Genomic DNA, 21,546 nt, shown 5'->3' with positions numbered 1-21,546 from the left:
CAGAAAGGAACAGGACTATATAAAAAGCCCACTTTTTATAAAGAAGGCTTTTAGAACAATTAATTAGTTGTTTTTTCTTTATGACTAAATTTGTTTTTAAAGTAAAGGTAGTCAACTTTGTGTTTTGTAGCCATTAATTGAGAGGCCAATATCGCAGTATAAAAAGTTGTTAAAAGAATAGCTAATACACCAAGTCCTAAGGCAGAATTATTTTTTGACATAACGGTACACCTCCTTCTAAGTTTATCTTTTCTAAATTAGAAGAATTTATACGAAGGATAGTTAGTAATATTGGAAGCAGAAAGGAAGGGTGAAGGAAATTGATGATTCTTTTTAAAAAATATGTTTGGAATCCAATAAAAAACACCAGAAACTTACTTATTTAGCACTTGCGCTATTGTTAATAGTGCCGCCATTAATTAGATTTTTAAGCAAATAAGATAACTAAAGGGCAGTAAATAAAAAAATCGTATTTCAGGAAAGTAAAAGATTAAATAGGATTTTACCCAACAAACAAGAATAACAGATAAATAAATCTAGGGAAGTGATCCTCATGAGACTTAAAGAAATAGAGATAAATGCTAGTACAATGCGCCTAGAAATTGATATAATGGAACAAAAAGGAAGCTTTGCCATTGTTGTGTGTGATGGACGAGCTAAGCTTGCTAGGCTACCGGAACATGGGGAGACAAAAATCATTACTCATCAAGGGAAGGTGAAGCGGGTTAAGTTTGATGAGGGGGAAGATTTTTGAAGAGTAAGGAAATTAATAAAAAGATGTTAAGGAAGTTGAATAATGAACTATTCTTAGTGTACAGACTTAAGAAGTTTGCCAAACCATTTAATAAATCAGTAATGCGTATGTCCGTTGTGACATTAGCATTTGTAATATTTTTTATTTTATTTGTAAGGAATAGTTCGTTAGATACAGCAACTAAAGCAATTACATTTTCGACTCTGTCTTTATTGGTAGCATTACTTTATCCGATATACAGAGAGCGCATAGGAACAAAATATTGGTATGAATCAGAAAATTACAGAACAAATCTATATCTACATTTTCTTAGTTTAATAATTTTAATAAAGGATACACAGTTGGATGAAGATTTAAAGAAAAAACTCTATGATGAATTGGAAAAAATAAGGGAATTAAGAGATATTGAAAATGTTTATGAGGAATCAGATTTCACTTTTTATCAAGAATACCAAGAACTAAAAGAGAAATATTCCAATAAATAAGTTCTACCAGCCAGCTGGAGGACACTGAACAAGCGGTTAATACCGTTTCGTTTGGTGTCCTTTTTATTTATCCAATTGAGGTGATTATGATGAAACCGCCATTAAAAACACAGTTTAAAGAATGGGAAAAACAACATCTTAAGACTCAATCACCTAAGAAAAAGGCTGTAGCAGAAAAGAAAGAAATCCTTTCACAAAGAGACTTAGAAGAGCTAATGGGCATAAGAAAACCTACATATAGAAGGCATAATGGTGCATTAAGACAAAGGGGGTAATCATGTATGGAGATAAATATTGCGGACTTAATTAGGGATTACCGAATGATGAAAAGAGAGATTGAAAGGCTTCAAAGAATTATTTATGGAAAATCTGTTCCTATGAGATCCTGGGGAGTTGCTCAATATGGAGTTGAAGCAACATTACCGCAGGGGAGTTCTGGAAAAAGCCAAGCTGAGTTAAGAGATATGGATATTCGAGAACAGAAGCAGATTAAGAGATTACAAGAATATCGACGAAAAGTTTTTGCAATTGAAAGTGCTGGAGACTTTCTAGATAAAGAAATACTCAAAATTGTTTATGATTGTATGCTAAGCGGAATGACTAGGCAACAAATAGCGGTACATTTAGAGATATCTAGAGATTCTGTTGATAAATTAAGAGCTGACATAAAGGCGCAAATCGGCACAAATACGACTTTTTCCAAACTTTTGCGTGGTGAAAAATATGCAGTGTAAAATGGAGAAGAGGATGTTAAAAGTTACATCATATTTTTCCTTATAAATTAATGAAACGATAAGACTAGTCTAAGATAATAACATTATCAAAAATAAATTATCTAAAGTATTCGACAACCTTTTGATTGTTATTTGATTATTCTTCTGATAACTCCTAATATCTACTTTTAGAAAAGACTCGTGCAATTGTACGAGTCTTTTTGTATATTAATTATATGATATATGGTATTTTTAGCTTAATAAAAGGGAGAAAAGTCAGTGGAAGAAAAATATATTATAAAAATAGATAAATTAATGAAAAAATTTTTGCATAGGTCTAGGGGATTTGCTGAATGGGGAGCGTTTCCATACGGAATGGCAGATTTATTGATTCATGGTAAAAAAACAAAAAAACTAACTTATGATCATGAATATTTCTCCATATTAAAAAGTACTAAAACATTAGAAAGCATTAGAAGTTTATTAAAGTTGGGTAATAATGAAGATGTGTTCATATTGGTTAGGAGCATTTTTGAAAATTATTTAAGTTGCAGATACTTAAACGAAAATGAAGATAAGTTGGACGAATTTTTAACTAACCCACTAAATGTGTTTTATGGTAATTTCATTGTCCAACAAGATGGAAAAGTAGTGAATAGAGATAAAGAAGTAGTAGGTGAACAATTAAACCCAACAGTATTTAAAGCAGGAAAAGATAAGGGTTACTATTATTATTTTTATGGATTTTTATCTACTTTTAGTCACAGTAATTTCGGGATATCTCAATGTTATATGGATGATAATTTATTGTTTACTTTAAAAAAAATTAATTATCCATTGCTATCTAGGGTGTTTACTTTATTTGTTTTTACTAAGATCTTCGAGCATGTAGTAACTGTAGAGGGAGAAGACTTCTTAAATTCTAAGGTTGAGAAAGCGTGTTATGAGTTAGTGAAGGAATCGCTAGAACTACAATACGAAGTATTTCCTTATTTAGTAGAGCAGTATAATGGAGAAGAAAAAGGAACAGTTTATCAACATAAGAAAATGAGAGAGATGTTTAAAGATATGAAAAAATCATTACTAGAAGAATTAGGTAGTATAAAAAAGGAAATTATTAATGATAAATTAGTTATTAAATATAGTTTAACAAAATAATAAAAAATTATGAATATTTAAGGAGATTTATTATGTTGAGAAAGGCTGAAGAGGTACTTACTTGTTATCATTGTGGTAATAAAACTGTAATGAAACTAATAGCTACCTATGAAGACTTAAAAGAAGAAAAAATCACTAATAATGTTTTGGGAAGTAATTTTAAATATGTAATTAGTTTTAAAGACAAATGGGAATTATTTCTTTGCCAAGTATGTAATAACGTAACCTTAAAACAGAAAAGTTCGAATAGTGAAGACGCTGATCATAACGGAGAAATGATTGTTGATGAGAAAATTTTATATCCTTATCGTACTTCTGATGTAAGTAATGTTCCTGAAAATGTATTAAGTGCCTATGAAGCTGCCTTAAAAGTTAGATTAATAGATAGCTCAATCTGCGCTATAGCTATTCGTAGAACATTAGAAACAATGTGTAAAGATAAAAAGGCTGAAGGAAGAGATTTATACTCAATGCTATCTTTTTTATCAAGTAAAGGGATATTACCTCCTATTTTAAACGAAATGGCTACTGTGTTAAGAAAAATTGGGAATGCGGCAGCGCACGCGGATGAAAAAGAAGATTGGGGCGACTTAATTCCTTCATTAATTGATTTTACTAAGATTATTTTGGATTATGTTTACAATTTACCATTACAAATAGAAAATATTCAAAATCGGATTAGTAATAAGCCTAATAAGAAACCTCAAGTTATGGTAACCTTTGAGGATGAAAATAACTAAGACTGTGCTTACTTATTACCAATTGGGTATTAAACATTACTGATTTAAAAAAACTATCGTGCAGGAAAATATCTCCTTTTGTCGAATCTTATTCTGAAGATATTAAGGAGGTAAGTATGGAAAGTTTAAAGAAGTTTAGAGAAAAGGTTTATTGTAGAAGATGCAATAATAAAACAAATCATGGGATTATTCATGACTATGAAATTAGTGGTGGAGATGACGAAGCAGGTTATTTTTGGTCAGAAAATTATATAATTTCTCAATGTCTAGGATGTGATACTATTGCATTCATAAAGGATTACGATGATAGTACTATGCATTTTTCAGTGTATGAGGAGCAGAGTGATTCCTTTATTAATGTAGATTTTGATGATATAAAAGTATATCCACCTGAGCCAGTAGTTAACAAAAAACAAGATGACTATAAATTAGTTGAGTTTCAGCATTTACCTGAATTACTTGAAACTCTATATAAGCAAGTGGTTGCTAATTTTGAATTAAAATATTATCTTTTAGCTGCTGCTGGATTAAGAATGATTACTGAAGGGATATGTAATCATTTGGGAATAATAGATGGTTATGTTATAGATGAAACAAGTAAAAAGATTAAAGTGAAAAATGACGGCACTGTAATACGTAGTGAAAGTCTTAATGGAAGAATTAATGGATTGATTGAAAAGGGAGTTTTAACTGAGGGACAAACTTCCATACTACATATCATTAGAAAGATTGGTAATCAGACAGTTCATGAATTAAATGTTCCGAAAAGAAGATTGATATTATCGAGTTTGGAAATAGTTGAACAAACATTTAACAATATATTTGAACTGAAAAAGTATGATAAAATTAGTCAGAACCTATAACATCCTTCGGGATGTTTTTTGTTATCTGTAAACTAGATATTAAGTAAACCTATATGATTAACTAAAGAGTAGAAACTTTACTTGTAGTATTAATATCTGGTTTAGAAATAATAAAACGCAGGAAAACATCTCCTTTTGTCGAATCAAAGAATAAGAGGAGATGATAAAATGAATAAGATTGAATTAAGAATAAAGATATTAGAAGAAATAGAGAGCAAATCTGAGGTGGACGAAAAAATATTAGGGGTTAGTGAAAATGACTTTGATGATGCTGTAAACTTTCTAAAAAGAGAAGGCTATATAGGCGGGGTTTTTTATGCTGATAATAGACCCTGGATTACAAAAGGCGTTACCCACCTTACTGAAAAAGGTGAAAACTATTACAACAGCAATAAAACTTTTTAATTTTGGAGAATAAAGTTATGAAGCGAGATATGGAAAAAGTTAGAACGATGTTATTTGAGTTTTCGAATGGTGAGGGAAGAACCAGTTTTGCAAACTCACTCGAGGATAAAGAATACATCTACCATCTTGAAATTATGAGACAAGCAGGATTGATTAACTACAAAGAAAGTAAATTTAAAGGTGGAATGTCCCTATTAAATGTCCCTGAATTAACATGGATTGGTAACGACTATCTAGATGCGATATCGGATGAGGGTATTTGGAATAAGACAAAAGAAACAATCAGAAAAAAAGGTATTGAAGTATCTAATATCCCATTAGACATGGTAATAGATGTAGCGAAAATGCAGCTAAAATCATTGTTTGGTTTAGAATAGCACTCATAAAAGAGTGCTATTTCTTTATCTTAAAATACGGAGGTGGCAGGTGAATGTAATATGGCGAGAGCAAGAGATCCAAACAGAGATAAAGCATATAACTTGTGGAAAGAGCATAATGGAGAAATAACAAACAGAGAGATAGCTAATCAACTCGATATAGACGAGAAAAAAGTAGCTGTCTGGAAATCACGTGATAAATGGGGACAGGATAACAAAGATAATGTTGTACAACAAAAAAAGAGTAAAAAAAAGAATGTTGTACAACAAAAGGTAAAACAGCCTACTACGACAGAAGAGCTAACCGAAGATTTATCAATTGACAATTTCATAGACGATAGTGGATTGACCTTTAAACAAGGTCTTTTTTGTTTGTATTATGTTAGATCATTTAATGCAACGCAGTCAGCAATCAATGCAGGGTACTCTCCAGCAACTGCTCATGTGCAAGGTCCACGCTTGTTATCAAATGTTAGAGTTAGAGAAGAAATCAAACGAATAAAGCAATCTATGGCCAATGAGCTGTTTATAGAGGGTGTAGATGTCTTGAATAAGATAATCAAAATAGCATTCTCTGATATAACAGACTTCCTTACTTTTGGTCAAAGAGAAGAGCCTGTTATCGGAGCTTTCGGTCCTTTAACAGATGACAATGATAATCCGATAACGCAAGAAGTTAATTTCGTTGATTTCAAGCATTCTAATGTTGTAGATGGAACCTTAATAACAGAAGTGAAGCAAGGTAAAGACGGAGTGTCTATTAAGCTTGAAGATAGAAAGTGGGCGCTAGATAAGCTGCTTAAATACTTCGAGACATTACCTGAACATCAGAAGTCCAAATTACAAGAAGAAAAGATTAAAGCAGAGATTGAGAAAATCAGACTGGAAACGAAGATTGATGATATCGATTCATCTAAAACGGTTATCGTAACCAACGAAGATGAGATGAGGAAGGTTTTAGAAGATGAATCTAATTAAGATAACCGATCTCGTCAATAAGAACTTCTACTCCTTATGGTTGGCTAAACAATCTCATATAATTGCTAAAGGCGGACGTTCTTCTATGAAATCGTCTGTAATTAGCTTAAAGCTGGTTACAGATTTTTTAAATGATCCATTGGGCAATGTTGTATGTTTAAGAAAAGTCGGTAAGTACTTATCAACTTCTATTTACGAACAAATAAAATGGGCCATTTATATGCTTAAAGTAGAAGAGGAATTTTACTTTGGTAAGAGTCCATTAATGATAAAACATAAGGCAACAAATACAGCCTTTTACTTCTATGGCTGTGATGATCCAATGAAACTAAAGTCAGCAAAGATTGCTAAAGGCTATGTAATGGCATTGTGGTTTGAAGAAGCCGCAGAATTTGCTGGTGTTGAAGATATAGACATTGTAGAAGATACATTCATCCGTCAAGAGATTGAAGGGAAAGAGGTAAAGGTTTATTTCTCTTATAACCCGCCTAGAAATCCATATAGTTGGATAAATGAATGGTTAGATGGAAAGTCTTCTGATGATGATTATTTCATCCATCATTCAACATATCTTGATGATACAAAAGGTTTCCTTTCTGCCCAGATGATTAGGAAAATCGAGAAGTACAAAGAAAATGATTATGATTACTGGCGCTGGATGTACAACGGAGAAGTAATAGGCTTAGGTGAAATGGTATACAACATGAACCATTTCAACAAGTTAAGCGAATTACCAACTAATGATGATATCTTAATGATTAGTACAGCATCCGATACAGGGCACCAAGTATCTGCTACAACTCACTTAGCTTTTGGTTTTACTAAGCGGAGAAACGTTATTTTGTTAGATACCTGGTATTACAGTCCAGATAACAAAGTGGAAAAGAAAGCACCAAGTGAACTATCAAAGGATTATAAAGAATGGCTTGATAAGATTCGAAAAGAATATCATCGTCCTATCGATAAAATGACCATTGATAGCGCAGAAGGAGCATTAAGAAACCAAATATACAAAGATTATCACCTTCGGTTAAATCCGGTTGCTAAGAAAAAGAAAATCGATATGATTGATAACGTACAAGACTTACTCGCGCAGGGTAGGTTTTTTTATTTGGACACAGATAACAACAAGATATTTATCGAAGAGCACAAAAAGTATCAATGGGATGCTGAGTCTAAAAAGACAGATGATCCAAAAGTTATTAAAGTAGATGACCATACTTGTGATGGATTCCAGTACTTTGTTAACGACAATTTGAAAAAGCTAGGACTTAAATTTTAGTAGGCGGTGATTAAATGTTTAAATCACTTATAAGCAAAGTAAAGGGGGTGTTGCAGAAAATGGGGATAGTGAAAACAGTAAAACAATTATCTGATATCAAAAACATTCCAGTAGATGACCAGTTTTACAAGTTAATCGAACAATGGAAAGCACTTTACCAAGGCTATTTTAGCGACTGGCATGACTTAACTTATCAAACAGTTAATGGACCAAAAAAACGTCGTATGGCATCCTTGAATATGCCTAAAGTGGTATCGCAAGAAATGGCTTCTCTAATCTTTAATGAACGATGTGAAATCAATATCTCAGATGAAGGATTGTCAAAAGAAATTAAAGAGATCATGAAGGAAAACAAGTTCGTTAAAACCTTTCAAGATTATCTAGAGTTTCAATTTGCTATTGGCGGGATGGTTATTAAACCATATGTAGAAAATGACCAAATAAAGCTTTCCTATGTAACTGCCGATTGCTTTATCCCTGTTAGTTGGGATAACAAAGGTATTCATGAAGCTGTGTTCTTGAATGAAATCCGTAAAGGAGACAAGAAATATACTCACTTAGAGTGGCACTTATGGGATAAAAAAGTGTACATCATTAAAAACGAACTTTTTGTATCTGATAAGAACTCTGGTGAGGTTGGCAAGAAAGTACCTTTAGCGACTTTATTCCCTGATTTGGCAGAAGAGGTAAGGATAGAAAATTTAAAGCGCTCGTGCTTTGTTTATTTTAAGCCAAACCTTGCTAATAACATTGACATGACAAGCCCTTTAGGAATACCGTTGTTTGCTAACGCACTTGATACGCTTCATTCCATCGATATTGCATTTGATTCCTTTCAACGTGAATTTAGGCTTGGAAAAAGAAGAATCCTTGTTCCTGCATCTGCAGTTAAAGTAGTAATCGATGAAAATGGTAATGCTCAACGCTATTTCGATGCTGATGATGAAGCATACCAAGCAATGGACTTCGGTGATATGGATGCTAATAAAATTCATGACAATACCGTAGAAATTAGAGCGGAAGAACATATAGCAGCAATAAACGCACTCTTAGATTTATTATCCATGCAAACTGGATTTAGTGGTGGCACATTTAACTTCGATGGAAAAAGTGTCAAAACTGCAACAGAGGTTGTAAGTGAAAACAGTAAGACATTTAAATCGAAGCAATCTCATGAAAATATTCTTGAAGCTGGAATAACGGAATTGATTGAGGTTATTGTACAGTTAGCCGAATTATATAACCTGTTTAATAGGCCAGCAGATGGATGGGAAGTAACAGTAACTTTTGATGATTCTATTGCTGAGGATCAGAATGCTGAAATTGCTAAACAGATACAACTTGTCACTAATAAGCTTAATTCTCGGAAGCGAGCAATCATGAAGCTGCATGGATTAACCGAAGAAGAAGCAGAGCAACTAATACAAGAAATAGCAGAGGAGAATCAAACAGCTACAGCAGAAGCGATTGACTTCTTTGGTATGAGTAGAGCTGATGCAGAATGAATCCAAGTTTAAATCAAAAATTAGCGCAACCCACAATAGATGTTTATTTAGCTATTGAAGAGCAACTCTTAATTAATCTTGCTAAGCGGCTGAAAAAGAATAAACATTTGCTGGATGATATTCAAGCTTGGGAAGTGGCCAATTTATTAGAAGTTGGTTCTTTGTTCCAAGAAAATATTATCACTATTGCTAAATATAGCGGTCTAGCAATCGATGAAATTACTAAGCTACTTCAAGAAGTTGGTTTTTATGCAGTAAATGGAGTAGATAAAGATTTGCAAGAAGCGGTAAGACAAGGTTTTCTTGTCATGCCACAAACAGAACCACAAACTAATCTACATCCGATATTATTAAGTTATCAGCAACAAGCTATGAATACATTTAACTTAATAAATACAACGATGTTAGACCAATCGCAACAAATCTATATTGATACTTTAAACAAGACAGTAGGGAAAGTATTAACTGGCACCATAACACCTCAACAGGCACTTAGAGAAACTGTGCATGAGTGGTCTGAGAAAGGCATACCAGCATTAATAGATAAAGCTGGGAAACAATGGTCAACAGAAGCATATGTAAGTACTGTCACTAGATCGTTAAGTAATAATGTTGCTAATACTATGCAAGATAATCGTATGGATGAATATGGTGTGGATTTAATAGAAGTATCAGCACATATGGGCGCAAGACCACGGTGTGCCCCATACCAAGGGAAGATATATTCTAGAAGTGGAAAAAGCACAAAATATCCACCGTTTAGTGAAACTAGCTATGGAGAAATAGCTGGTTTATTTGGCATTAATTGTGGTCATGTAAAATATCCGTTTATTGAAGGTGTATCAATTAAAAGACCAGTACAAATAAACGATGAGCAAAATGATATATCTTACAAACTATCGCAAAAACAGAGATACCTAGAAAGACAGATTCGATATGCAAAACGTGATTTAAATATCATGGGTGTAATGGGAGATGAAGTGGGGATAAAAGCAGCTAAACAACTTGTGAGAGCTAGACAAGAGAATATGCGTCAGTTCATAAATGAAACAGGAAGAACAAGAAGACGTAACCGAGAGCAATTAGCTATATAAAACAAAAATAGACCCGAATATGGGTCATATAGTTTTCTTCATACCACATTTACGACATTCTCTTAGAAAGACGTAATTTTTAACTGAACTTTTGAATTGAGCATTACCGCAGTTATCGCAGATTCCTGCCTGCACATCTGGATATTCTTTGTAGTCATAAATTATTGATGTGTCGTAACCTTTGTAGTTATTCTCGTCTGACATAGCAATCACCTAGATCTATTTTTTTAATAACTGATTTATTATACAACAACTAAGTACTAAAAGGGAGAATTTATGAATCTTGGAAAAGTTATTGGGAAGTCATCTAAAATTTGATGGCTTTTTTCTTTGTCCTTTTATCTGTAGTGGACGCTATAAATCAAACAGAAGATTATTACCCATACGGGAGGTTATTAATATGTGTTTTTTAAATAAAGCTGATCAAGCAGCTAATCTTGAAGGGAAGTTATTGAGATTAAATTTACAAACATTTGCGGACCCAGAACCAACACCACCAGGAGAACCTATTCCTCCTGCTGAACCGACACCACCAACCGAACCAAAGACAGCGGATCCTGAACCACCATCAAAGACATTTACACAAGAAGATGTAAATAACCTTGTTGCAAAGGAAGCGAAGAAGGCACAAGAAAAGCTTTTAAAGCAACTTGGGGTCGAGGATTTTAACAATGCTAAAGAGGGGCTTACCAAGTTCAAAGAATGGCAAGAGTCACAAAAGACTGAAGCGGAAAAGCAAGCAGAGAGATTAAAAGAGCTAGAGGCTAACTACTCAAATACAAGCAATGAGAATGCTATTTTGAAAGCACAAATTAGTGCTATGAAAGCTGGTGTCCTTGCTGAATCGGTCGAAGATGTAGTTACGCTTGCTAAAACAATGGTAAGTGATGATTTAGACATGGATGCTGCTATTGCAAAGGTAGTTGAGAAGTATCCTCATTTTGCGCAGAAACAAGAGAAAGTAGATGAGCCTAAGCCATCTTTCTCTCTTGGAAAGCATGAAAAACAACCATCATCTGAAATGGATGCTTGGTTAGAAGCATTTGGAGTTAAAAAACAATAAATTAAATGGAGTGATATGAATGCCAGTAAATTACGCTGAACAATACCAACAAGCTGTACAACAAGCATACTTTGGAGGTCTTTACTTCCGAGATTTATATGAAACACCAAATAACCAAAACATTAAATGGACAGGTGCTAAAACGATTCAAATTCCAAGAATCACAGTAGGTGGTTTTATTGATGTTGATAGAGATGTAGCTAGCAATTTTGCACGTCGTGCAGATAATGATTGGGAACCTAAGACATTAGCACATGATCGTGAATTCCCAATGTTTGTAGATCCACAAGACGTAGATGAAACAAACACAGTTTTATCTATCGCTAATATCACAAGAGTATTTAACACAGAGCAAAAAATCCCAGAAATGGATAAGTACTTAGCATCTAAACTTTATAGTGAGTATACAAACTATGGAGGACAGGCTCTAACAGAAGAATTAACAGTAGATAACATTCTCACTGTTTTTGATCAAATGATGGAAGACATGGATGAAGCGGAAGTACCACAAGAAGGTCGTAAACTATACGTTACTTCTCCAGTAAAAACGTTATTGAAAAACGCTGAAAAAATCCAACGTAACATGGACATTAAAGGATCAGCAGCAAATGATGCTAATAGAAATCTTCGTTCATTAGATGAGGTTACAATTATTTCTGTTCCAACTTCTCGAATGAAGACAGCTTATAACTTTACAAGTGGTGCGGTCCCAGCTACTGGTGCAGGACAAATTAATATGATTTTAATTCATCCATCAGCTATTATCACACCACAAAAATATGATTTCGTGGACCTTGCAGCACCAAGTGCAACAACTGGTGGTAAGTACTACTACTTCGAGCGTAAGTATTGGGATGTGTTCTTATTCGAAAAGAAAGTACCTGGTGTTAAAATCCACGTTACAGAGGCAGGAACAGGGGCTTAACGCTCTTGTTACTTAATTAATTGGAGGTAATCTAATGGGACAAGTAACAGTAAGAAAAAACAATAAAGTGTTAAATATTGAAGATACACGGTTAGAAAGTTATTTAGTGCAAGGATTTGATCAGATTAATAAAGAGGGAAAGATAGTAAAAAAAGCTACTGGTGGCAAATCAGTGTCTTTAGCTGAGTATAATAAAGTTGTTGAGGAATTAGAATCATTAAAAAGTGATGGTGCTGCCAAAGAATTAGAAGAGGCGAAAAAGGAAATCAGAATATTAAAAACAGAAAACACAAAATTAAAGAAGGCTTTAGAAGAAAAAGCTGGTGAATAATCATGGCTTACATTGATAAGCGGTATTATGAAGATGTCTATAAAGGGGCAGAAGTGGACGAAGTAACTTTCAATAGATTATCAGAAAGAGGAAGCGAAATTGTTGATGGAATAACAGGATATAAGTTAAAACAAGCCTTCCCATTCGATAAATTAAACGCATTCTTTAAAGAACAAGTAAAAAAAGCTACTGCTGCACAAGTGGAATACATGATTCTGCAAGGTGAAGGAGTAGAACATGGTGATTCAGACATTTCCAGCGTCACTATTGGAAAGTTTAACTATTCCGAAGGGCAAAACCCTACTAGGTTAACAAGAGAGCAATTACGTACGTCTCCTGCAGTTATAAGCTATTTAAAACCAACAGGGTTACTCTATAATGGGATTGATGTAAATGGCTAAAGTTAAACCAATTCCTAAAAAGTTATTGATTCACACAATAGAATATGAGGAATTTGTAAGAGATGGCTCGTTTGGTGAAGAATTTTCACCAGTTGAGACCATCTCTTTTGTATTGGTGCAACCATCCAGTAAGTTACGAAGGGATGGTAATGGAGAAGAAGTCCAAACGCTTGGAGTTATCTTTTTAGACGCGGTGAACACACCAAATTTTAAGCCTTTGAAAGAAAAGTCCAAGGTTAGATTTAAAGAAAAGGATTATCGAGTTATTCAATGCGATAGCTTATATGCATTAGATCCAGATATACCACACCATTATGAGGTGAATTTGATATGAGTAGGGTCAGAATTCGAACTAATTTAAACGGTATAGCTAGACAAATATCAAGAGCAAAACAAAGAACCCAATACGCACTGGATAATCAGATTTTAAAAGACGATAACGAATTCATTCCAGCAGATACATGGAATTTACGTGATTCCTCAATACGTGGTTCTATTATTGGGCAAGGAATATTGCAATGGTCAACCCCATACGCAAGAAATCTATACTATAACCCGCAATATAACTTTTCTTTGGATAAGAATCCAAAAGCGGGTGGTCTATGGCATGAACGTGCTAAAGCAGCATATGGAGATGACTGGACTAGACTTGCACAAAAAGAAATGGAAGATAACCTATGACAATGGATTTTTTAGAAAGATTAGTTTATTTATTAGATGCCCAAAAGTATTACTCAACAGTATTATCTCCAATCCTTGGTACAGGTAATAGTATTGCTGTAACAACTTTACCTTCGAGAACTTATCAATACTACATGGATGGATCATATAGCCAAGGATATGCTTTCCAAATCAGCACAAAGCACGATCAACAATTAGTTGCTTATAATACATGCCAATTGATTGTTGATTTTTTAAAGGCTAGAAAGTCTATACCTAGTGAAAATAACTCCTACGAATTTGAAGGAATAGACATACAAACAAGCCCAAACCTTCTTATGAAGGATGATAAGTATTACATTTTCACAGCGCAACTAAGCGCAAATTTACTAGTTTACAAGGGGGATTAACAATGCCATTTCATTTAAACTATTTGACTACCTATAAAATCGGTGAAACAAAAGAAGAACTATTACCATTAGCTGCAGGTATCTCTACTGTTGATCCATCAAATGAGGAATCTACGGAAGAATACAGCTATTATGATGGAGCAGGCGGAACAGAAACAGAAACTACTGGATTAACTTCTTCTTATGCATTCAGTGGTAACCGTAAATACGCTGATGATCCTGCACAAGAATTGATTCGAAACAAATTATTTACGCTTGGTCAAGGTAGAGAAGTGTATTTTCAAGTAACAGAGCCGGATGGACGTGTAATTGAAGGTCCTGCAACATTACAAGATATCACTCCTCATGGTGGTGATGCGAATGCTCGTGCAACCTTTGAATTTACAGTTACGTTTAAAGGTCTTCCAACTGATACAAAGCCTAGTGAAACAGGAACACAAACAACAGAAGAATAATTAGGAGGTAACATATGTCTATTAATATTAATTTAAGTAACCAATCCATTATCCCCGTCAGATTTGGGGAGTTTGATTTTAATGTAGATATCTCAGATGCTGGTAAACAGAAGTTAATGGGATTAATCGAAGAATTTGAAAATCGAAATACAGATATCGGTGAAGTAAAAGATAAAGAGTCATTTACAAAAGCGATTGAAGAAACCAAATCTATATTAAAAAGCATCTATGATCCGCTATTCGGGGAAGGTGCTTTTGATAAGATTTACAACAAGTATCCAGATGTAACTTTGTTGTCTAATAGTTTTATCGATGTTGCAAATGGTGTAATGGCCGAGTACGAAAAACGTACAAGACGAGAACAAAAAGATAATTATGTAGCAAATCTAAAAAAGTAAGTAGGTGAGGGCAATGTTTTCCCTTGCTCGAAAATTACAGAACTCAATTGACTATAATGGCGTTACTTACAAATTGAATTTAGCTTTTGATAATGTCCTTTTAGTGTTTGATGTGCTAAAAGATGAAAATATTGATGACTTGTTTAAAGTAGATGTGGTAATGGATTTGTTATTAACCCAGCCACATGAACTTGAAGATGAACAAATGGTGGAACTTTATACATTAATTATGGAAACAGTTATACTTCAAGGGAAAAAGCAAGAGGTTAAAAGAGATCTTGCCGGTAATGTTATTGATGAAGACGAGGATGACAAAAAACTATATAGCCTAGAAGAAGACGCACAGTATATCTATGCGTCTTTTTTATATGATTATCAAATTGACTTGATCGATCAACAAGGGAAGATGCATTGGTTTAAGTTTAATGCACTGTTAGCTTCTTTAAGTGATGACACGATGTTTAAGCGGGTTATTGATATTAGACAACGTAAGCCAAATAAACACATGACTGCTGAAGAGAAAAGCAATCTTATGCAACTTAAAAAATTATATGCATTAAAGAAATCCCAAGAAGAAATTGAGTTTGAGGCAATGGATTTGGCGGAGAAGCAAGCTTACATCAAACAAAAGATGGCTGAGAGGGGTGAGTAGATGGCAGCAGATGGATCAGTTGTTATTGAGATATCCCTTGATGATTCAGACGTATCTGGTCAGATACGAGATATAGACCGTGACTTTAACCGTGTAGGAAGTAACTTTCCACAAACTTTTCGTAATAACATGAGACAAATACGTACTAGTCTAGGACAAATACGAACTAGCATTAGTGATACTTTTTCCGCTGCAGCCAACTCAATCCGTAATACATTTACCCGATCTAATCCCTTTCGTTCGATGTTTACTGGATTGCAATCAGCAACTAGAGGTATAACTTCTCGGATGACAAGCGGTTTTTCGAATGCGTTCAGTCGTATGAGAACTGCAGCAAGCAACTCAATCAGTCGCATGAGACAAGAATTCTCATCTTTAGATCGTACTGTAGAAAGTCCAATTAAAAGCATGCTGAAAATGGCAGCAACAATAACTGGAATAACCGGAGCCATGAATTTAATGGGGCGGGCTATAAGTCGTGTAGATACGATAGATACTGCAACTAAATCATTAACAGTCCTTACAGGGTCTGCAGAAGATGCAAAGCTAGTCATGAACGACCTTGTAGATGCAATTGACGGTACACCAATAGCGTTAAATGATGTTGCCCTTGGAGCAAAGAAAATGGTGGCTGCAGGGATGAAAGCTGAAAAGGTAAAACCTGTTTTCAAGTCCATCGCAGATGCTGCCTATGGAGTTGGTGATGGCGCTCAATCTATAGACCAAATTACAAGCGCTATAGCTTCCATGCAATCAGCTGGGACGGTTTATGCAGATGATATTAATAGATTAGTAGATGCTGGGATACCAGCATGGCAAATGCTCGCTAATCAAACCAACCAATCAGTAGCTGATATTAAGAAAGACACATCTAAAGGTTTGTTGGAATCAAACGAAGCAATCGATATGCTTGTTGAAGGTATCCAGCATGGAACAGATGGCGTAGCAGGAAGTACTGCTGCTATGGCTGGATTAGCCAAAACAGCAGGAGACACAATTTCTGGTTCATTCGGTAATATGAGAACTGCGATTGTTAAAATAATGGCCAACGTTGCAGACGTATTAAAAGGCGATATTATCAATGCCTTAAAAGGTCTAACAAATGCTTTTAAAGCTGTAGCTCGTGTAACGGGTAGTGAAACGTTTGCGAATGGTTTAAGAGGAATGGTAGACGCTTTGAAATTACTATCTCCAGCGTTATTAGGAGTAGTAACTGCTCTTGCAATATTTAGTGCTTATATGGGATTGACTAAGGCTGTTTTTGGTTTGCGTACAGCTATTGCAAGTTTGTTATTTACAATAAATGCACATCCAGTTGTGGCCATTGTAGCAGCATTGGCTGGTTTAGCTGTTATGCTGGTTACTCTATATAAGACGAATGAAACATTTAGAAATGCTGTTCAGAAAACGTGGGCATTTATTACTGACATGTATTCAAAATCAATAGATGGTATAAAAACCGCCTTAATTTCGATAATGCCAGCACTCCAAGCATTCGGTAGTTGGTCAGCAGATAAACTAATTGCTGGGTTTGCATGGTTAGGATCTGTTGGTGTAAAAGCAATAAATTCAATTGCTACAGGAATGACTATTGCTGGAAATGCAATTTCGACATTCTTTAATTATCTAGCAAACAGTGCTGTCGGACAAGCAGTTTTAAATGCTTTGAAACTATCTTTTGAAAATATTACGAACGTTTTATTAACTCTTGTGCCTTTCTTAAGTCGATTAGCCTTAGGATTTATAGGAGTAACTGGCCCACTCGGATTAGTAATTTCTTTAGCTATCACGTTCGCTGCTACACTCCTTAAAATGGGAGGTTTTTCAGCGGAAGGAATAAATAATGCTTTAAAAGATATTGGTAAAATGCTTATGGGAATCCTAGATACAGCACTAGTCTTAATTCCACAATTTATCAAAATCGGAGCCGATTTAATTGTTAAGTTGATGGAAGGGATTACTCAAAGCATTCCAAAATTGGTTTCTGTCGCAGGACAATTAATGAACATGCTTAATGAAGCGATAACAACTTATCTACCAATGATTATTCAAACTGGTCTCCAAATCATCACAGCAATAGCAAATGGAATAGTTCAATATTTGCCGATTATGATTAATGCAATTATTTCCATAGTGACTTTTCTTGTGGATACAATCGCTCAATATTTGCCAACAATCATTAGTGTTGGAATAACAATTCTTACTAATTTACTGGAAGGTATTTTAACTGTACTTCCTGAGGTTATCAATACAGCAATTTTAATTATCACTTCTTTACTCGGTATTTTGATCGATAACTTGCCAACACTCTTATCAGTTGGAGTTGAAATTTTGAATGCGCTAATTGGCGGATTAATTGCTGCTTTACCTGCCTTACTTACAGCAGCCCTAACGATTATAATATCTTTAGCAACAGCTCTTCTAAACAATTTACCACAAATTTTAGAGGCTGGAATTGAATTACTGATGGCCCTAATTGATGGAATTATTTCAATTCTTCCTATGCTTATCGAAACTGCGCTCACTTTAATTATTACTCTTGCTACTGCTTTGATAAAAGCTTTGCCGCAGATCATTTCAGCTGGTATAAAAATTCTAAATGCTCTTATTCAAGGAATTGTTCAGCTGATACCAGCATTAATTGCCTGTGCCTTAAAATTAATCATTACTTTAGCCGGTGCAATAATAAAGAATTTACCACAAATTCTTTCTGCAGGAGTAAGAATTTTAAAGATGCTTGTGCAAGGAATCTTAAGTATTATAGGTACTTTGCTAAAAGCAGGAGCAGACTTGATTATAAAATTAGCAAAAGCGATAGGTGATAAGCTTTCAAAAATCAAGGACAAAGGAAAAGAAATAACAGGAAAAGTTGTTGATGGTATAACTAGCACCATTTCTAAGATGGTTTCAATCGGTGAGGATATAGTCTCAGGTATTGTAGAAGGAATAGGAAATGGATTTGGATGGGTTAAGGATAAAATTAGCTCACTTGGTGGAAAAATTACAGATTGGGCTTCCAGCGTTCTAGGTATACACTCTCCATCTAGAGTTATGAGAGATGAAATCGGTAAATGGATTCCTGCGGGTGTAGCTGTCGGAATAGATGCAGATGCATCCAGAGTTGAAAAATCGATGAAGAATATGCTATCTATTCCTAAGTTTACTGCAGAAGGTGCTGTAGGTATTAACGGTATTGGGCTAAACAATCAATTATCTGCAAGAAATCGTGTTAGAAGTGCTACGGTTAATAATTCTTCTAATTCTGACACTAAATCAAACATTGCTCAGAAGGTTGAAGCTGTGATAAATATTGCAGGATATCAAGCTAGAGGATTGATTGAATATATTTCATCTCAACAAAGTAATAACAAAAAAAGAGATAAAAGAAATTTTAATGGGGGTGTTTCATATTGAGTTTTAATATTACTTTTAATGGACATATTCTCCCTATTAAAGTCAGACAAGTTGGGGGAAGAGGTCCTATTCATCAAGAAGTTATCGGCCAATCTAAACCCAATTCCCCAGGTAGTTATTTTTTAAAGAGAAGATTAATAGAAAGACAGATACCTGTTGATTTTGTGTTGCCAAGTAGGGGATTAAGTCAAACGAGAAAAATAATAGATGCCTTAAATAGTGTTTTATATGTTACAGAACCATCACCGATTATTTTTTCTGATGAACCAGACAAAACTTATTATGGTTTAATGAATGGAAATCCTGAATGGGATGAGATTGTTTTTAGAGGTAGGGGAACCCTACCTTTTCTTTGTCCTGATCCATTAAAATATGGCCAAGAAAAAATGACAGCTTCGACAACCATCTTTAACGAGGGATCTGCACCATGTACACCGATTTTTAATGTCGAATTTACTTCTGCAGCTAATGAATTTCGTGTCCAGAATGAAGATGGAAAGTTTGTTAGAGTAATATGGGCATTTGTTGCAGGTGATAAGTTAGTGGTTGATTTTAAGAAACGGAAAATCACGATTAATTATACTGTAAGAATGACAAGTTTAGATTTTAGCAGTAACTGGTTTGAATTGAGACCAGGAGAAAACAAATTGACGGTTACGCCTTCTAGTGTCGCTACCACAACTATAACCTATACCCCGAGATGGTTATAGTATGATGAAATAAATATCAAAGAAAGGAGGAAACCTATGTCCAATTTATTAATATTTGATCCTGCAGACAATTTGCTTGCTGTTTTATCAAATGAAGCCGAAGAAGCATGTGCATTTTGGGATGCTCCTTTTAAAGAGGCGATCAATCAAGGCTCAACATATGAGTTTATGGCGGATGGAACGCATGAAGACTCCAAATACATCATTGCTGAAAACCAAGTTGCATTTATGGATAAAGATGGCGCATTTCGGCTTTTTGTCATAAAAGAACCAGAGCGCATCAATGGAGAATATGGACCAGAGATACACGCCATTTGTGAGCCTGCTATGCTTGAGCTAAATGACGAGATTATCACAGATGTAAGACCGTTTAATACAACTTTACGAGATGCGCTTGCGAGAGCATTAAACGGAGTACGATGGCAAGTCGGACAAACCAGTGATAGCTTTGGATTAAACTCTACAAACTTTTATTATATAAGTGTAACAGAAGCGATAGAGAATATCGTTAACACTTGGGGTGGAGAAATCCGCGATAGAGTGGAAATACAGGGTAATAGAATTGTAGGCAGATATATTGATGTTTTAACCATGCGTGGAACGAACACAGGTAAGCGTTGGGAAATGGATAAAGATATCCTAAGTATCCGTCACCAAGTACAATCCTATCCCAAAACGGCTCTCTATGGCCGTGGTGCTTCACTTGAATTAGAAGATGGGGACGGCAATGCAACTGGTGGATATTCTCGGAAAATTTCTTTTGCCGATGTAGAATGGAAAAAAGCTAAAGGAGATCCAGTTGACAAGCCGAAAGGACAGGAGTGGGTTGGTGATCCGGAAGCTTTAAGTATTCATGGCCGTCCAAATAAAGACGGTACTTTTCGCCATCGATTCGGAATTTTCGAATCCAGTGAACAGGAAGACCCAGCCCAATTATTATTAGAAACCTGGAACGCACTTCAAGAACAGAAGCATCCACTCGATAATTATGAAATGGATGTTTTTTTAATGGAAGAACTTACGGGATATGAACATGAGAAAGTTCGCTTAGGGGATATTACAGTAGCTATAGATCGTTCTTTTGCCAAACCAATTGAAGCAGAAGAAAGGGTAATTTCGTTTGAGTATGATGTTGCGGATCCAGATAACAGTGGAAAAGTCGAACTTGGACAGTTTATTAATTTATATGACACGGAGATAGATAATCGTATTGACCAGCTAGAACGCAAAATCAATGATCGCTCTGGCATTTGGGATAAAGCTACTAAAGTAATCGACTCAGCTAATGGGAAAAATAAAAACTATTACAGTGCAGTAGAGCCAGTCGGAGAGTTCATAGAAGGCGATTTATGGTTTAAGGTAATCGATGGAGAGTATACACAAACGTATCGATGGAATGGAGAACAATGGCAGCTTATCGTGGATATAGATGTCAACACAGCAAAACAAGAAGCAGCAGAAGCGTCAGAACGAGCAGAGGATGCTTTTAACAGAGCTAATGAAGCAACCGAAAATGCCCAAAAGGCTATCGTTGAAGCACAAGAATCTTTTGATATAGCACAAGAAGCATTCGATAAAGCAGACGCGGTTAATGGTATAGCTGCTGATGCAGTTAATGTTGCTAATACAGCGAAACAAAGCGCAACAAATGCTATTAATAAAGCTAGTGAATTAGAGTCACAAATAATAGATGATTTTGCTAGCGTAAACAGCCGAGCCGATGACCTATTAGCAAAGATAAACGATAATGCCGCAAGTCTTAAAGCAGCTGGA

General features: G+C 34.9%; 28 protein-coding genes. 26 read left to right on the top strand and 2 right to left on the bottom strand.

What is annotated here, in order from left to right; translation table 11 throughout:
* Positions 1 to 59 precede the first annotated feature (59 nt).
* The gene (locus tag NiCM35_RS07620) at positions 60 to 221 is read right to left on the bottom strand and encodes a hypothetical protein (protein WP_172867330.1); all 162 of its coding nucleotides are present in this window, start codon (positions 219 to 221) and stop codon (positions 60 to 62) included.
* A gap of 332 nt (positions 222 to 553) precedes the next feature.
* On the opposite strand from NiCM35_RS07620, the gene NiCM35_RS07615 reads away from it, so the two are divergent.
* The 13 genes from NiCM35_RS07615 to NiCM35_RS07555 all read left to right on the top strand — a co-directional run bounded on the left by NiCM35_RS07615 (position 554) and on the right by NiCM35_RS07555 (position 10,354).
* Positions 554 to 754: an XtrA/YqaO family protein gene (locus tag NiCM35_RS07615; protein ID WP_433779109.1), complete on the top strand. Its 201-nt coding sequence runs from the start codon at positions 554 to 556 to the stop codon at positions 752 to 754.
* Entirely contained in the window at positions 751 to 1,239 is a 489-nt protein-coding gene (locus NiCM35_RS07610; RefSeq protein WP_433779108.1) for a hypothetical protein, read from the top strand. The genes NiCM35_RS07615 and NiCM35_RS07610 overlap by 4 nt, the downstream gene beginning before the upstream one ends.
* 86 nt (positions 1,240 to 1,325) lie before the next feature.
* Positions 1,326 to 1,514: a hypothetical protein gene (locus tag NiCM35_RS07605; RefSeq protein WP_433779107.1), complete on the top strand. Its 189-nt coding sequence runs from the start codon at positions 1,326 to 1,328 to the stop codon at positions 1,512 to 1,514.
* A 6-nt stretch (positions 1,515 to 1,520) separates the two neighbouring features.
* Positions 1,521 to 1,973, top strand: coding sequence for a sigma-70 family RNA polymerase sigma factor (locus NiCM35_RS07600; protein ID WP_433779106.1), 453 nt, complete (start codon positions 1,521 to 1,523; stop codon positions 1,971 to 1,973).
* A gap of 258 nt (positions 1,974 to 2,231) precedes the next feature.
* Positions 2,232 to 3,110 carry a DUF5677 domain-containing protein gene (locus NiCM35_RS07595; protein WP_433779104.1) on the top strand — a complete coding sequence of 293 codons (879 nt, stop codon included), beginning with the start codon at positions 2,232 to 2,234 and terminating at the stop codon, positions 3,108 to 3,110.
* A gap of 32 nt (positions 3,111 to 3,142) precedes the next feature.
* A complete protein-coding gene (locus tag NiCM35_RS07590) occupies positions 3,143 to 3,850 on the top strand; it encodes a DUF4145 domain-containing protein (protein WP_433779102.1) in 708 nt (235 codons plus the stop codon).
* Between the two features lie 116 nt (positions 3,851 to 3,966).
* Positions 3,967 to 4,713, top strand: a complete 747-nt coding sequence (locus tag NiCM35_RS07585; protein ID WP_433779100.1) for a DUF4145 domain-containing protein — start codon at positions 3,967 to 3,969, stop codon at positions 4,711 to 4,713.
* 168 nt (positions 4,714 to 4,881) lie between these two features.
* The gene (locus NiCM35_RS07580) at positions 4,882 to 5,118 is read left to right on the top strand and encodes a YjcQ family protein (protein WP_433779098.1); all 237 of its coding nucleotides are present in this window, start codon (positions 4,882 to 4,884) and stop codon (positions 5,116 to 5,118) included.
* A gap of 17 nt (positions 5,119 to 5,135) precedes the next feature.
* The gene (locus tag NiCM35_RS07575) at positions 5,136 to 5,495 is read left to right on the top strand and encodes a DUF2513 domain-containing protein (RefSeq protein WP_433779096.1); all 360 of its coding nucleotides are present in this window, start codon (positions 5,136 to 5,138) and stop codon (positions 5,493 to 5,495) included.
* Between the two features lie 60 nt (positions 5,496 to 5,555).
* A complete protein-coding gene (locus NiCM35_RS07570) occupies positions 5,556 to 6,473 on the top strand; it encodes a terminase small subunit (RefSeq protein ID WP_433779094.1) in 918 nt (305 codons plus the stop codon).
* Entirely contained in the window at positions 6,460 to 7,755 is a 1,296-nt protein-coding gene (locus NiCM35_RS07565) for a PBSX family phage terminase large subunit (RefSeq protein WP_433779092.1), read from the top strand. Before NiCM35_RS07570 ends, NiCM35_RS07565 begins: the two co-directional genes overlap by 14 nt.
* A gap of 14 nt (positions 7,756 to 7,769) precedes the next feature.
* On the top strand, positions 7,770 to 9,260 hold the full coding sequence (locus tag NiCM35_RS07560; protein WP_433779091.1) for a phage portal protein: 1,491 nt from the start codon (positions 7,770 to 7,772) through the stop codon (positions 9,258 to 9,260).
* On the top strand, positions 9,257 to 10,354 hold the full coding sequence (locus tag NiCM35_RS07555; protein WP_433779089.1) for a phage minor capsid protein: 1,098 nt from the start codon (positions 9,257 to 9,259) through the stop codon (positions 10,352 to 10,354). Before NiCM35_RS07560 ends, NiCM35_RS07555 begins: the two co-directional genes overlap by 4 nt.
* A gap of 24 nt (positions 10,355 to 10,378) precedes the next feature.
* Here the strand turns inward: NiCM35_RS07555 and NiCM35_RS07550 are convergent, their stop codons facing one another.
* On the bottom strand, positions 10,379 to 10,558 hold the full coding sequence (locus tag NiCM35_RS07550) for a DUF8096 family protein (RefSeq protein ID WP_433779087.1): 180 nt from the start codon (positions 10,556 to 10,558) through the stop codon (positions 10,379 to 10,381).
* Positions 10,559 to 10,754: 196 nt separating this feature from the next.
* Between NiCM35_RS07550 and NiCM35_RS07545 the strand changes: the two genes are divergently transcribed.
* The 13 genes from NiCM35_RS07545 to NiCM35_RS07485 form a co-directional block, all read left to right on the top strand.
* Positions 10,755 to 11,417: a hypothetical protein gene (locus tag NiCM35_RS07545; RefSeq protein WP_433779086.1), complete on the top strand. Its 663-nt coding sequence runs from the start codon at positions 10,755 to 10,757 to the stop codon at positions 11,415 to 11,417.
* 19 nt (positions 11,418 to 11,436) lie between these two features.
* Complete coding sequence (locus NiCM35_RS07540; RefSeq protein ID WP_433779084.1) at positions 11,437 to 12,342, top strand: capsid protein; 906 nt, start codon at positions 11,437 to 11,439, stop codon at positions 12,340 to 12,342.
* A 34-nt stretch (positions 12,343 to 12,376) separates the two neighbouring features.
* Complete coding sequence (locus NiCM35_RS07535; protein WP_433779082.1) at positions 12,377 to 12,673, top strand: hypothetical protein; 297 nt, start codon at positions 12,377 to 12,379, stop codon at positions 12,671 to 12,673.
* A 2-nt stretch (positions 12,674 to 12,675) separates the two neighbouring features.
* Complete coding sequence (locus tag NiCM35_RS07530; RefSeq protein WP_433779081.1) at positions 12,676 to 13,074, top strand: head-tail connector protein; 399 nt, start codon at positions 12,676 to 12,678, stop codon at positions 13,072 to 13,074.
* A complete protein-coding gene (locus NiCM35_RS07525; RefSeq protein WP_433779079.1) occupies positions 13,067 to 13,408 on the top strand; it encodes a putative minor capsid protein in 342 nt (113 codons plus the stop codon). The genes NiCM35_RS07530 and NiCM35_RS07525 overlap by 8 nt, the downstream gene beginning before the upstream one ends.
* Positions 13,405 to 13,755, top strand: a complete 351-nt coding sequence (locus NiCM35_RS07520; RefSeq protein ID WP_433779078.1) for a minor capsid protein — start codon at positions 13,405 to 13,407, stop codon at positions 13,753 to 13,755. Before NiCM35_RS07525 ends, NiCM35_RS07520 begins: the two co-directional genes overlap by 4 nt.
* A complete protein-coding gene (locus tag NiCM35_RS07515; protein ID WP_061801159.1) occupies positions 13,752 to 14,144 on the top strand; it encodes a hypothetical protein in 393 nt (130 codons plus the stop codon). Before NiCM35_RS07520 ends, NiCM35_RS07515 begins: the two co-directional genes overlap by 4 nt.
* A 2-nt stretch (positions 14,145 to 14,146) precedes the next feature.
* Positions 14,147 to 14,599 carry a phage tail tube protein gene (locus NiCM35_RS07510; RefSeq protein ID WP_336044889.1) on the top strand — a complete coding sequence of 151 codons (453 nt, stop codon included), beginning with the start codon at positions 14,147 to 14,149 and terminating at the stop codon, positions 14,597 to 14,599.
* Between the two features lie 14 nt (positions 14,600 to 14,613).
* Positions 14,614 to 14,997, top strand: coding sequence for a DUF6673 family protein (locus tag NiCM35_RS07505; RefSeq protein WP_336044888.1), 384 nt, complete (start codon positions 14,614 to 14,616; stop codon positions 14,995 to 14,997).
* Between the two features lie 13 nt (positions 14,998 to 15,010).
* The gene (locus tag NiCM35_RS07500; protein WP_433779076.1) at positions 15,011 to 15,649 is read left to right on the top strand and encodes a Gp15 family bacteriophage protein; all 639 of its coding nucleotides are present in this window, start codon (positions 15,011 to 15,013) and stop codon (positions 15,647 to 15,649) included.
* Positions 15,650 to 19,063: a tape measure protein gene (locus NiCM35_RS07495; protein WP_433779074.1), complete on the top strand. Its 3,414-nt coding sequence runs from the start codon at positions 15,650 to 15,652 to the stop codon at positions 19,061 to 19,063.
* Positions 19,060 to 19,773, top strand: coding sequence for a distal tail protein Dit (locus NiCM35_RS07490; protein WP_433779073.1), 714 nt, complete (start codon positions 19,060 to 19,062; stop codon positions 19,771 to 19,773). Before NiCM35_RS07495 ends, NiCM35_RS07490 begins: the two co-directional genes overlap by 4 nt.
* A gap of 36 nt (positions 19,774 to 19,809) precedes the next feature.
* A partial coding sequence (locus NiCM35_RS07485; protein WP_433779071.1) for a phage tail spike protein occupies positions 19,810 to 21,546 on the top strand: 1,737 nt, incomplete at its 3' end.

Origin of the sequence: Niallia sp. M35 (assembly GCF_050971705.1) — a bacterium.
Lineage (GTDB): Bacteria > Bacillota > Bacilli > Bacillales > Cytobacillaceae > Niallia > Niallia circulans_A.
Note: the sequence above shows the minus strand (reverse complement) of the source record. Positions and strands in the feature narration are given on the sequence as shown.

Bases quoted from the DNA above. Each gene is read 5' to 3' on its own strand.
- NiCM35_RS07620 (WP_172867330.1), bottom strand. From the start codon at position 221: ATGTCAAAAAATAATTCTGCCTTAGGACTTGGTGTATTAGCTATTCTT.
- NiCM35_RS07615 (WP_433779109.1), top strand. From the start codon at position 554: ATGAGACTTAAAGAAATAGAGATAAATGCTAGTACAATGCGCCTAGAA.
- NiCM35_RS07605 (WP_433779107.1), top strand. From the start codon at position 1,326: ATGATGAAACCGCCATTAAAAACACAGTTTAAAGAATGGGAAAAACAA.
- NiCM35_RS07600 (WP_433779106.1), top strand. From the start codon at position 1,521: ATGGAGATAAATATTGCGGACTTAATTAGGGATTACCGAATGATGAAA.
- NiCM35_RS07590 (WP_433779102.1), top strand. From the start codon at position 3,143: ATGTTGAGAAAGGCTGAAGAGGTACTTACTTGTTATCATTGTGGTAAT.
- NiCM35_RS07585 (WP_433779100.1), top strand. From the start codon at position 3,967: ATGGAAAGTTTAAAGAAGTTTAGAGAAAAGGTTTATTGTAGAAGATGC.
- NiCM35_RS07580 (WP_433779098.1), top strand. From the start codon at position 4,882: ATGAATAAGATTGAATTAAGAATAAAGATATTAGAAGAAATAGAGAGC.
- NiCM35_RS07575 (WP_433779096.1), top strand. From the start codon at position 5,136: ATGAAGCGAGATATGGAAAAAGTTAGAACGATGTTATTTGAGTTTTCG.
- NiCM35_RS07570 (WP_433779094.1), top strand. From the start codon at position 5,556: ATGGCGAGAGCAAGAGATCCAAACAGAGATAAAGCATATAACTTGTGG.
- NiCM35_RS07565 (WP_433779092.1), top strand. From the start codon at position 6,460: ATGAATCTAATTAAGATAACCGATCTCGTCAATAAGAACTTCTACTCC.
- NiCM35_RS07560 (WP_433779091.1), top strand. From the start codon at position 7,770: ATGTTTAAATCACTTATAAGCAAAGTAAAGGGGGTGTTGCAGAAAATG.
- NiCM35_RS07555 (WP_433779089.1), top strand. From the start codon at position 9,257: ATGAATCCAAGTTTAAATCAAAAATTAGCGCAACCCACAATAGATGTT.
- NiCM35_RS07550 (WP_433779087.1), bottom strand. From the start codon at position 10,558: ATGTCAGACGAGAATAACTACAAAGGTTACGACACATCAATAATTTAT.
- NiCM35_RS07545 (WP_433779086.1), top strand. From the start codon at position 10,755: ATGTGTTTTTTAAATAAAGCTGATCAAGCAGCTAATCTTGAAGGGAAG.
- NiCM35_RS07540 (WP_433779084.1), top strand. From the start codon at position 11,437: ATGCCAGTAAATTACGCTGAACAATACCAACAAGCTGTACAACAAGCA.
- NiCM35_RS07535 (WP_433779082.1), top strand. From the start codon at position 12,377: ATGGGACAAGTAACAGTAAGAAAAAACAATAAAGTGTTAAATATTGAA.
- NiCM35_RS07530 (WP_433779081.1), top strand. From the start codon at position 12,676: ATGGCTTACATTGATAAGCGGTATTATGAAGATGTCTATAAAGGGGCA.
- NiCM35_RS07525 (WP_433779079.1), top strand. From the start codon at position 13,067: ATGGCTAAAGTTAAACCAATTCCTAAAAAGTTATTGATTCACACAATA.
- NiCM35_RS07520 (WP_433779078.1), top strand. From the start codon at position 13,405: ATGAGTAGGGTCAGAATTCGAACTAATTTAAACGGTATAGCTAGACAA.
- NiCM35_RS07515 (WP_061801159.1), top strand. From the start codon at position 13,752: ATGACAATGGATTTTTTAGAAAGATTAGTTTATTTATTAGATGCCCAA.
- NiCM35_RS07510 (WP_336044889.1), top strand. From the start codon at position 14,147: ATGCCATTTCATTTAAACTATTTGACTACCTATAAAATCGGTGAAACA.
- NiCM35_RS07505 (WP_336044888.1), top strand. From the start codon at position 14,614: ATGTCTATTAATATTAATTTAAGTAACCAATCCATTATCCCCGTCAGA.
- NiCM35_RS07500 (WP_433779076.1), top strand. From the start codon at position 15,011: ATGTTTTCCCTTGCTCGAAAATTACAGAACTCAATTGACTATAATGGC.
- NiCM35_RS07495 (WP_433779074.1), top strand. From the start codon at position 15,650: ATGGCAGCAGATGGATCAGTTGTTATTGAGATATCCCTTGATGATTCA.